7 protein-coding genes and 1 tRNA gene are annotated in these 11,188 nt (G+C 70.1%); 4 read left to right on the top strand and 4 right to left on the bottom strand.

The window, feature by feature from the left end; genetic code table 11:
* Positions 1–319: 319 nt before the first annotated feature.
* Complete coding sequence (locus ACI1MP_RS10765) at positions 320–1,039, bottom strand: SDR family oxidoreductase (protein WP_404868541.1); 720 nt, start codon at positions 1,037–1,039, stop codon at positions 320–322.
* Between the two features lie 128 nt (positions 1,040–1,167).
* On the opposite strand from ACI1MP_RS10765, the gene ACI1MP_RS10760 reads away from it, so the two are divergent.
* From ACI1MP_RS10760 to ACI1MP_RS10745, 4 genes are all read left to right on the top strand, one after another.
* Positions 1,168–1,797: a TetR/AcrR family transcriptional regulator gene (locus ACI1MP_RS10760; RefSeq protein ID WP_404868540.1), complete on the top strand. Its 630-nt coding sequence runs from the start codon at positions 1,168–1,170 to the stop codon at positions 1,795–1,797.
* A gap of 99 nt (positions 1,798–1,896) precedes the next feature.
* Positions 1,897–3,192, top strand: coding sequence for an MFS transporter (locus ACI1MP_RS10755; protein ID WP_404868539.1), 1,296 nt, complete (start codon positions 1,897–1,899; stop codon positions 3,190–3,192).
* Between the two features lie 137 nt (positions 3,193–3,329).
* Positions 3,330–3,403 (top strand) — tRNA-Pro (locus ACI1MP_RS10750).
* A 601-nt stretch (positions 3,404–4,004) separates the two neighbouring features.
* Entirely contained in the window at positions 4,005–7,904 is a 3,900-nt protein-coding gene (locus ACI1MP_RS10745; RefSeq protein ID WP_404868538.1) for a hypothetical protein, read from the top strand.
* A 182-nt stretch (positions 7,905–8,086) separates the two neighbouring features.
* Here the strand turns inward: ACI1MP_RS10745 and ACI1MP_RS10740 are convergent, their stop codons facing one another.
* From ACI1MP_RS10740 to ACI1MP_RS10730, 3 genes are all read right to left on the bottom strand, one after another.
* Positions 8,087–8,641 carry a hypothetical protein gene (locus ACI1MP_RS10740; RefSeq protein WP_404868537.1) on the bottom strand — a complete coding sequence of 185 codons (555 nt, stop codon included), beginning with the start codon at positions 8,639–8,641 and terminating at the stop codon, positions 8,087–8,089.
* 104 nt (positions 8,642–8,745) lie between these two features.
* Positions 8,746–9,993, bottom strand: a complete 1,248-nt coding sequence (gene xerC / locus ACI1MP_RS10735) for a tyrosine recombinase XerC (protein WP_404868536.1) — start codon at positions 9,991–9,993, stop codon at positions 8,746–8,748.
* A 527-nt stretch (positions 9,994–10,520) separates the two neighbouring features.
* On the bottom strand, positions 10,521–11,153 hold the full coding sequence (locus ACI1MP_RS10730; RefSeq protein WP_404868535.1) for an XRE family transcriptional regulator: 633 nt from the start codon (positions 11,151–11,153) through the stop codon (positions 10,521–10,523).
* Positions 11,154–11,188 lie beyond the last annotated feature (35 nt).

Raw genomic sequence — 11,188 nt, 5'->3', positions numbered from 1 at the left:
TGCATGTCGTCGCAGGTCCAGGCCGTGCTGGGCGAGTCGCTGACTGGGAGCCTGTGCGGCCGCCGCTCGCAGTGCTGACAACCGCCTGAGTTCAGGGCCCGACGGGCGGCGATCGGTGCGTCCGCGTCGAGGACGTCCGGGGCGGTTTGTCGGTCGGGGTCGTGGCCCGCCGGTCGCGATCGCAGCTGTTCCCGGACGGGTGGTTTCGGCTCATGCGTTCAAACCTGTGAAGCGGCCAGCGGGCGTGCGGATGCCCGTCCGGCCAGCGGGCGAGATGCCGCCTGCGGGCCGGACGGGACGGTGAACCTGGAGGGGGCGCTCAGTTCATCGAGACCAGGTGCAGTCCGCCGTCCGACTCCAGGACGGTGCCGGTGAGGTTGCGGTTGGTCGCGGCCAGGGCCACCACCTCCGCGACGTCCTCCGCCTCGGCGACCCGGCGGACCGGCAACTGGGCTGCGGCGTGGGCGAAGTAGGCCTCCCGAGCCTCCTGCGGCATGCCGTTCCACCAGGGGGTGGCGACCAGGCCGGGCGAGACCGCATTGACCCGGCGCGGGGCGAGCTCGACCGCGAGCGGTCGGATCATCGACTCCAATGCGCCGTTCACCGCCGCCAGTCCGGCGGTGCCCGGCAGGGCCGTCCGGGCCGAGATCGCGGTGACCAGGGTGATTGACCCGTCCTCGGCCAGATGCGGCAGCGCGGCCTGGACGGTCGTCAACTGCCCCCAGAACTTGGCCTCGAACGCGCTGCGCAGCGCGGCCAGGTCCAACTCTGCGAACGGGCCCGCCCCCTCGGCGCCGCTGAGGGCGACCACCAGCCAGTCCAACGACCCGACGGTGCGCAGGACTTCGGCGATCTGCTCGTGGTCGCCGCCGTCCGCCCGGTGCCCGACCAGCTCCGGGTCGCTGACCGCGAGCGCCTCCAGGCGCTCCTTGATGCGGCCCACCACGTGCACCGTCGCGCCCTGCGCGTGCAGCCGGCGCGCGGTGGCCAGCCCGATGCCCGAGGTGCCGCCGACCACCAGTGCAGTGCGCTCACTCATCCGTGCCATCTCCCCTGTGCCGATCGACGGGAGCGGGCCGAGCCCGGCCGCTCCTGGCGAGTCGCCGGTCGCCGGTCCGCTATTTCGAACCGTGACGTCTCGTCTCGAATTAAGGTAGCGTGCTGCCCGTGATCGAGCAAGCGAAATCCGCCCCCGGCGGGGCGACTGATGATTCGTCAACTCCTGTACCGGGCAGCGGAGTACGGCCAGGCCGTCGTCGCAGCGAGGAGAGCCGGCAGGCCATCCTGGGCGCCGCGTTCGACCTGATCGGCGAGGTCGGCTACGCCCGCCTCACCGTCGAGGGCATCGCCGCCCGCGCCGGCACCGGCAAGCAGACCGTCTACCGCTGGTGGCCCGGCAAGGCGGACGTCCTGCTCGAAGCCGTCACCGCGTACGCCCGCGAGCACATCCCGCTGCCCGAGACTGCCGACCGCGCCGCCGACCTGCGCGCCTTCCTCGCCGCCACGTTCGCCGCCGCCACCCCGCGCACCACCGACGCGCTGCGGGCGCTGATGGCCGAGGCGCAGATCGACCCGGCCTTCGGCGAACGCTTCCGCGAAACCCTGCTGCACCCACGCCGCGAAGCCCTCGGCGTTGTCGTCGACCGCGCCCGCGAGGCCGGCCTGCTCGCCCCCCACCTCACCACCGACACCGCCGTCGACCTCGCCTTCGGCGCCCTCTGGTACCGCCTGCTCGCCACCGGTCGGCCCCTGGACGACGAACTCGTCGAACTCCTGACCCGGACGCTGCTGCGCTGACCGGGGCGGGTGTCGGTGCGGTCCTGCGGTCCTGCGCTCCGGGTGGCTCCGGGCGACCCCGGGCGCAGGGCCGTCGAACTGTTGGCCGAGCATGGCAGGGTGCCCACCGACTCGCCCTCCCGCCCGCCGATACCCGCCGCCACGCCCGCGTCCCGGCTACGCCGCCTCACCCGCGGCGCGTTCGCCGACCTGACACCGCTGCGCCACAGCCCCGACTACCGTCGCCTGTGGTTCGGGCAGTCGGTCTCCGCCATCGGCCAGCAGATGACCGCCGTCGCCGTCTCCGTCCAGGTCTACGACCTCACCCACTCCACCTTCGCCACCGGCCTGGTCGGACTCTGCTCGCTGCTCCCGCTGATCGCCTTCGGCCTGTACGGCGGCGCCATCGCCGACCGGGTCGACCGCCGCCGCCTCGGCCTGATCGGCTCCGGCGGACTCGCCGTCGTCTCCGCGCTGCTCGCCGTCCAGGCCCTGCTCCACCTCGGCACCGTCGCCCTGCTCTACGCGGCCGTCGCCCTCCAGGCCGGCTTCTTCGCGGTGAGCTCGCCCGCCCGGTCCTCGATGATCCCGAGACTCGTCCCGCGCGAGCAGCTGACCGCCGCCAACGCCCTCAACACCATCGGCATGAACCTCGGCCAGACCGTCGGCCCCATGCTCGGCGGCGTCGCCATCGCCGCGTACGGAGCCCAGGCCGCGTACCTGGTCGACACCGTCGCCTTCACCGCCACCCTCTACGCGATGTGGCGACTGCCCGCGATGCGACCGCAGACCACGAACGGCAAACGCGCCACCGTCCTCGACGGCCTGCGCTTCCTGCGCGACCAACCCAACCTGCGGACCTCCTTCCTCGCCGACCTCGCCGCGATGATCTTCGGCCTCCCGCGCGCCCTCTTCCCCGCCATCGCCGTCGCCTTCTACGGCGGCGGACCCGGCACCGTCGGTCTGCTGGTCGCCGCACCCGCCGTCGGCGCCCTGGCCGGCGGGCTCTTCTCCGGCTGGATCGGCCGCATCCACCGCCACGGCGTCGCCGTCCTCGCCTCAGTCGCCGCGTGGGGCCTGGCCATCGCCGCGTTCGGACTCGTCCGCAACCTGCCGCTCGGCCTGCTGCTGCTCGCCGCGGCCGGCTGCGCCGACACCGTCTCGATGATCTTCCGCAACACGATGATGCAGGTCGCCGCACCCGACGACATGCGTGGCCGCCTCCAAGGCATCTTCATCGTCGTGGTGGCCGGCGGACCCCGCCTCGGCGACTTCGAATCCGGCACCGTCGCCACCCTCACCACCCCCACCCTCTCCATCCTCACCGGCGGCCTCGCCTGCATCGCCGCCGTCCTCCTCCTCGCCGCCCGCCGCCCCGCCTTCCTCCGCTACGACGCCCGCCACCCCACCCCCTGACCCACGCCCCGCCGCACCCCCGATACCTGGCAGCGAGCACCCCCCGACGTGCTGTATTGTTTTCCACGTCGCCGGGGAACGCCGGAGACAAGGTCAGAAAGCCAAGCGGCCCACCAGGGCAACTCGGCAGCCGACCACGGGACGTGGCGCAGCTTGGTAGCGCACTTGACTGGGGGTCAAGGGGTCGCAGGTTCAAATCCTGTCGTCCCGACGTGAGTCGGAAAGGCCGTTGGCCGGGAGAAATTCCAGGTCAGCGGCCTTTCGTATGGCGCCTCGTCAGCGAAACGAGCCACCTGCGAACACCCCTAAACGATCTTGCTGGGGACCAGCTGGGGACCAGCACCCTCTGAGCGGACCTCGAGGAGCTGCCCCGGGGACCAGTCGGTCGAAGACCCACCTGTCCCCTCCCGGCCAGAATAGCCGCAGGAATAGGTTGCGTGGAGTGCCCACGCCGGAATTCCCTCACCTCGGTTCCAGCAGTGCTGTGACGAATCCCGGACGTTCCGGAGCAGTGCCCCTGATCAATCGCCAGTCGGCTGCCTGACCGCCGACGCCGTAGCAAGTTCGACGCAGGCCCCTACGGGCTGGACCGTGGTTCAACCACCATCCGGTGTCATCGGTGCCGCTGCGTACCGTTGTTGACACCCCACAAGCACAGGCTGGCAGGGGCACTCCCCCCTGCGGCCGGGCGGACCGGGCACGTCATGGCCGGCCTTCGGCGCCCGGCTCACCCCGATCGGGCCTTACCGGTCCGGCAGCGAGGTGGAGGAGAATGGTCCCGCGCAGGTCTCAGTGAGGCGGAGGGGCGAGGGGTGCTGTACGAAACCGCAAAGATGGCGCTGGAACAGCTCACGGACGATCGGGCCCTGGAGCGGGTGGCCCTGCGAGTGCTCCGGAAGCGCTACCCCAATCTCCGCCTCACCAGCGCCACCGGTGACACCGGCCTCGACGGCTACGATCGCCCCTTGTTCGAGGACGAGATCGACCTGGCCCTGTGGGTCAGCATGCAGGGCACGTGGACCACGAAGCTCACCATCGAGCTGGAGAAGCACAAGCAGCACGGACGTACCGCGCCGGCCATCTTCGTGATGAACCGCTCGACGAACGACATTGCGAAGGCGAGGCAGCGGAAGCGGGCGAAGGACGACTTCGGGGTTGACCTGGAGATCTTTGACCTCGGCGATCTCGTCGTCGAACTGGAGTCGGACGACCTTCGCTGGGTGGCCGAGGCCGAGCTGGGGGTCCGTCCGCGCCAGCCCAGGGCCCTGGCCACTGCGGAGGTGTACCTGGATCGGCTCTCCCGCACGGTGCCCGGGATGGCCGCTGAGCTCCGCGGCGTTGCCGAGATCCAGAGTCAGCTCCGCGCCCAGCTCACCCCGGAGTCTTCAGAGGGCCGGGTGGTCGTGGTGGAGGGCCCCGGCGGCTCCGGGAAGACCAGGATCGCGATCGAGACGGCCCGGTCCGTCGCCACAACCCTGGTCGTCCCTACTGGGGCTCCATTCACGCTGGACTCGTTCACAGAGGTGGGGTTGGACGCACCGCTGATCCTCGTGATCGACGATGCCCATCGCAGCGAAAGCCTGTCCGCGGTGGCCGCGATGCTCGCCGACCAGCGGTTCGACCGAGTCCGGCTGGTCCTCATCGTTCGCCCGGGCCAGCGCGAGCGGACGCTCTACACCGCCGGAGCCGAGCACCAGGCCGGCATCCCGGTCGTGCTTCGCCGACTGGACCGTCCGGAGATCGACACGATCATCACGGACCACGGCATTCAACTGAACGAGTTCCGCACGGCCGTCATTGGCCTGGCCAGCGGCAATCCCCTGATCGCCCACGCCGCCTGCCAAGTGGCCCTGTCCAACGGGAAGTTCGACTGGAGCGACGCCTCCGGCCTCCTGCGGGAGCTGGTCGCCAACAGGCTCCTGGCACTGGACGACCCTGGCTTGCACCGGACGGTCGCGGTCGCGCTCGCGCTGCTGACCAAAGCCGGCGACCTGGCCGCGCACCACGGAGGTCAGGACCTCGCTGTTCTCCACGGCGCGGTCTCCAGCTTGCCGTCCGAGCCCGACCGGCTCGACCGGCTCCTGGACGACCTCGCCGACGCCGGCCTGGTGGACACGCCGCCCTACACCTTCCGCCCCGACCTTGCCGCCGCCGTTGTCCTGGCCGACGCCCTCACCTCGGGGGCCAAGGTCCGGCTGGACCCGGAAGCCGCCCTGCGCTGCCTGGCCGGCCACTCGGGCCTCACCCCGGAGATGACCCTGCAGGAGCACGCGGACGCCTTGGATGCCGCGACTCGGCGGCTCGATCCGCAGATCGGGGTGCTGGCCGCAGCCGCCCGCGACAGCGGCAACCGGGCCGCCGCTTCGGCGATCACCGCCTTCGTCCTCGGCCTGCTCCCCGAAGACGCCCACCTCGGCCACTGGACCAGCGTTGTCCGCCTCGCCTCCCAGGCCGCCCCTGCTGATCCGACACTTCTCGCGCAGCTCACCGAGCGGCTGGTCCGGCAGTGGCCTGTGCCGGCCTCCGAGCAGCTCTGGGGGGACACTGACACCGTCGCCTACTACCGGTTCGAACTGGACCGCCTGTGCCAGGAGTTCGCCCGGCTGGCAGGACGCACCAATCCCGAGACCGCCCCGGCGGCGGTGGCATCCGTGCTGGACATCGCCTGGCTGATGGATGCCGCCCGGCCCGTCTTCGGCGGCCACCAGCCGGACGGCCTGCTGCGCGTATTCCGTACATGGACCGGTCCGAGCGGCCAGCTCATCGGACAGGCACTGATGGGACGCCGAGGCGCCCTGCTCGGCGCGATCTCGCGCTGGGTCCGGGACCGCACCGCCGAACCGCCCATGGGGCTCGACCCCGAAGACGCGGCCAAGCGGGGCCCCGAGTCCGTCGCCCGAGTCCTCCTCGCAGCCCTGCAGCCCTACCTGGAGATCACTGTCGAACTCGTACGGCACGCCACGCCCGAGCACGCGAGGACCCTCAACATCAGCACCGCTACGCTTCCCGACCTTCCGGAGACTCGGGACCAGCTCGACCAGGCCCTCGATCTACTCGAACCGCTGCTCGCCGAACCGGCCCTGCACCAGCCCGAGCACCTGAGCCTCCTCAACGTGCTGGTCGCTGTACCCGAGCAACTGCGCCAGGCCGCGGGCCGCGGCCTGCCCGGCAACCACCACCAGCCGCTGCCCGCGCACGCCGAGCAGATCCTGATGGAGGCTGCCTCGAGGTTTGCCGAGAAGATCGCTGCGAGGTGGACGGACCTTCCGCTGTCCGTGCGGCGCCGGGCGGTCGAGGCCGCGCTCGGAACAGGTACCCGCCGGACCGACCTGGCAGGAGCTGCAGCCAACGGCGAGCCCGTCGCGGTGGCGGCACTCAGCGACCCGGGGCTCTCGCACCTCCTCGTCGTTCAGCCACCCAACACCTTCACCGCCACCTGGGCCGAGGACGTCGCAGCCCAGAAGTCCACCGCCATCACGCTGGCCGGTCAGCTGACCACCGCGCAGGCCATCGACCTGCTGGAAGCCGCAGATCCCTCCTCCTTCGGCACAGCGCACGAGGTTCTCCCGGCATTCGCCGCAGCGGTAGGCGAGAACGCGACCGACGCTGATCCCGTCCTGGACCGCATCGCCAGCGGTCCGCTGCCAGGCGATGCTGGGCTGCTGGCCGGCCTGGCGACCCGGCACCCGGAGCGGGTCTGGCAGTGGGTTTCCGAACATGGGGGTGACCCCAGGCTCGCAGGGCTCGCACTCGCGATGGCGGACGACCACCCCGAACAGGAAGAGCAACTCCTTCGCGCTCTCGCGGACGCGGCAACCGGAACCGAGGCCACTGAGCCGGCCGCCATCTGCACACAGGTCGCCCGGCACGCATGGCACTGCACGAGATCAGCCGAGGACCGCCTGGGACGCCTTGCCCTGCTCGGCACCCAGGGGCCGGATCAGGCGGTTCCCGAGGTACTGGAGGCGATCGGGGTGGTGCTCCGCTCCAACGCACCGGTGGACCCCGCAGCGGTGACCGAATGCGTGGCTGTGCTGGAGCGGGGGCTCACCACCGACACCACCGGCCTCATGAACAACGACAGCCTGGGCCTCATCAGCCACGGAGTGATCCAGATCGCCCGCCGGTCGCCCGAGCGATTCGCCCAGGTCCTGGCAGGACATGTCCTCGGCGGTCACCGCCTGCCAGCTTCCTGGACGGAGCACCTCGAGAGCCTCGACATTGCGGTGCGTGACGAGATCACCGCCGCGTTCGAGCAGCGCTGGTCGACAGCACCAGCCACCGCCCTCGACGACTCCCTCGAGGACCTGCTGTGCGAGACGTTTACTGCCATCGGCAAGGACACCGACGCCTGGTCGCGAGCACTAGCCGGGTGGGCCAGCGGACCGCCGAGCGCACGCCGCCGAGCGGCGAAGGCGGTCCACCTGGCCTGGTCGAGCAGCGCCTGGGTACACGTTGTCCCGGAGCTCCTGGTTGCTGGGCTGACCCCTGGCAGCGAGGAGCTGATCCTGCACGGGTTGACCGCGGTGAACGCTGTCTTCACTGACTTGGACGACGTGATCCGCCCCCGCCGGGAGGCTGCGGAGAAGCTGAAGTCCCACCCGGACGCCTTGGTGCAGGCGTTCGCCACCACCGCGCTGGAACGCCTCGACAGTTCCGCCTCGGCCTTCCGGGGCATGCAGCAGCGCAGCCGTACCGGCTACCCCACCTGATCTGGAATGGCCGGCAGCCCGGGGGTGCCTGATCGGCCTTCCGGGCAGGTGAGTTCGATCCCTCTGGGCTCCCCAACTGCGTCGAGGAAGCCCCGCTGGACCGGGCCAGGAGCTTCGCCGCAGAGTGGGCCGAGGGCTCGGTCGTGGTGTACCCATGACCAGCCGTTTCGGCGTCGAGGGGTTCAGCGGCGCGTGACGGTGTAACCGCTGTTCTCCAGGGCCTTCGTCCTGACGTCCCGGTCGAACCACTTCGTGATGTCCGGGGCCGCCGCGCTGAGGGTGGCCATGCGGGCCTGCCAGTCGTGGCCGGTGTCGCCGCGGAAGTCGCAGCCGCTGCAGCCGTCCTCGCCGTGCACGTGGCCGGCCATCCAGGCGTTGACCGCGACGTTGAGGATGACGGAGTAGAGATCGCCTCCACTCTCCACGAGGGCGTCCGGTACGCCGGCGAGGATCATCGCGAGTTCGGGGTTGTCCACGGGCGGAAACGGCCCCTCACCCGCAACGAGGCCGTCGTGTTCGCGCTGTCGGGCCACGGAGGCGACGGCTTCGGCGAGCGCGGCGGGGTCGATATGGGTCAACGCTTCGCGCTTCCTGATGCCGAGCGCCGCCGCGATGGCGGTCGCCTGCTGCTCGATGGCGTCCGCTACTCCGTTGGGCCCCAGCGTGACGCCGCGGCGGGCCAGCTCGGTGAGCGTCTGCGCGAGGACCTTCTGGAACGGCGCGCTCTCGTGGTTCAAGGTCAGCTCCGGGGTGTTGGCGACGTGACGTGGCTTCGGGGAGCCTAGGTGTGGAACGGCCCTCGGGGGGTGCACTCACCGGGGGGTGCACCCCCCGACAGCTGTTAGCGGACGACGTAGAGGTGGCGGAGGGGGGCGGTGGGCTCAGGATCCGCCGGCGCGGTCTCTCGGCCCGCGTTTAGGTGGATGCTGAGCTTGTTGCCGGCCTCGACGTAGTCGGCGTGCGAGGGGTGGAGGTAGCGCTGGGTCGTGGTGATCTGCCCGTGCCCGGCGATGCGCTGGAGGACGTGCAGGCGCACTCCGGCGTCGGCGAGCCAGGTGAGGCCGGTGTGCCGAAGGCCATGGCGGCGCAACCAGTGGTAGCCCAGCTTCATGACGACTTCGTCCCAGTGGGTGGCATCGCGCAGGACGGCCGTGCTGATCCGCCCGCCCCGGGGACCGGTGAACAGACGGGCCATTGGGTCGTTCCCGACGACGGTGAGTCGCCAGGTCACCATGTCGCGGATCTCTTCGATGATCGGGACGGTCCGGCGGCGCTTTCCCTTCGTGCCCTTGTCGACGAGTCCGCCGGGACTTGGCGTGGTCTGCCGGCAGAGGTCCCACGTCCAGTCGAAGCGATTGATGTCCTTCACCCGGACGCCGGAGACCTCGCCGATGCGGGCGCCGGTGCACGCTGCGAAGCGGACGACGTCGCCCCAAATCCGGTAGGCCCCGTGGGAACGGGCGACGAGCGCCTCGGCGAGGGTGTCGAGGGCGTCCCAGTCGGGCAGGGCGAGGGCGCGGGGGTTGTCCAGCTCGTCCTCGAACTGCTTGTACAGGGACTGCCAGCCGGTCATTCGGCACGGGTTGAGGTCGATGATGCCGTCGCGGCGGGCCTGCTCCATGACACGGACGAGGGGGGCAAGGGTGTTCTTGACGGAGGACTTGCCGACCTCGTCGGATATCCAGGCGTGCAGGGCCCGGTCGGTGATTCCGTTGGTCATCGACACGACCGGGACATGTCCCATGGTCGGGACGACCCGGAGCTTCCACCCGGCCCGGTAGGGGTCGAGGGTTTTCGGCTCCAGGCCACGCATGGCCAGGTCCCAGTTCTCGTCCCCGTAGTCCGCCAACGTCACATTCGAGAGCGACGGAACGATTCCGCGCTTGGCCGCCTTGCGCAGACGGTCGATCCAATCCTTCGCCTCGTCTTCGGACGCAACGGAGTTGGAGAGCGACTTTCGCCCGCCGCCTTCGGGATCCCACCACCGCACACGTGCGCGGTACCGGAAGTCGGGGCGCCGGTCCGGCCGGAACTCGATGTCGTCGGTCAGGTCGATCGCGATCGGGACGATCACTGGGGTGTTAGCCAAGCTATGCGGCCTCCGGTTTCGTGGGAACTGTTCGTTGGGATACGAGCCACGCCTGAGTGTCAGGTATGGAGTAGACGACGGTCCGGTTGGCGAGACGGACGAAGGGCGGCCCTTGAGGAGGCTTGGCGGTGCGCCAGCGACGGAGGGTTGACGGATCGACCTTCAGGAGAGGTGCCAGCTCGTCCGCGGTGTACCAGCCGCTGTGGAGCAGGTCGACGACCGCGGGCTGGCCGGTGTCGCCTCCAGGTTGTTGCAGATCGTTCACGGCGCACACTCGCTGGAACGAACGGGGTGCGTCGCGGGGAACGCGGGTTGAGCGCAGAGTCGGTGCACCTTGGTGATCCTTGGACTGGCCGAGAGAGCTTCAGGGGTGAATCGGTGGCCAGTCCGGATCTTGTCGGGGCTTCGCAGGAATGCGCAGGTGGCAACACTCCTTGCGGCTCGTCGGCAATACGCACCTGGCCCTGAAGCGCCTCAGAGGGGGCGCAGTGGAGCGGGACACTGGGGTCCTTCATGCAGTCTCCGCTCTATTCGTCCGAGTCGATGAAGGCCAGAACGGCCGGCAAAGGTGAGGGGTGCAGGCCCTGCTCTCGCATGCGGGTGCGGGTCTCCCGCAGTCGCTGGCAGTCCTCGGTCGCGATGCGTTCGAACTCGGATGCCTGGCGCGACAGTTGCTGGTATCGATCCGATCCGACCTCGTGATTGACAGCCTGGGAACGTCGTTCGCGCGCCTCGCGAGTTGAGATCACGGCGGTCCTGACGTCGACCGCGTGCTCGCGGTAGATGGCGAGAACGCTGTGGGAGCGGCCTTCAGCGGCGGCGCCGTGGAGCGGGTCCTCGCCGGTGATCAGCATCGCGGCTTCCCAGACCGGCAGTCTGAGGTTGGGGAGGAGGTCGACCTCGGCCTCACCGTCGAGCGGGACGATGAGGCTGACGAGCGGCACCCTGAGCGCGACAGCGAAGGCGAGGGCCTCCTCCAGCTTCAAGGATTCTCGGCGGAGAGTTTCGATTTTGTTGATCGCGTTCCCGGTGACAGGCACTCCCAGCTCGGTACAGGCGGTAGCGAGGTCCGGTGCACTGAGGCCGGCCTCCATGCGGAGGGTCTTGACTGCGGCACCGACTCGAGCGGTGAAGTCTTGGATGGCTAGCTGGGGTGTCATGAGAGAAGTATAACGTGCGAACTGCTTCTTTCGTG

It is taken from the genome of Kitasatospora griseola, assembly GCF_044999035.1.
In the GTDB taxonomy this organism is placed as follows: Bacteria; Actinomycetota; Actinomycetes; order Streptomycetales; family Streptomycetaceae; genus Kitasatospora; species Kitasatospora griseola.
This window is presented reverse-complemented; position numbering and strand designations above follow the sequence as displayed.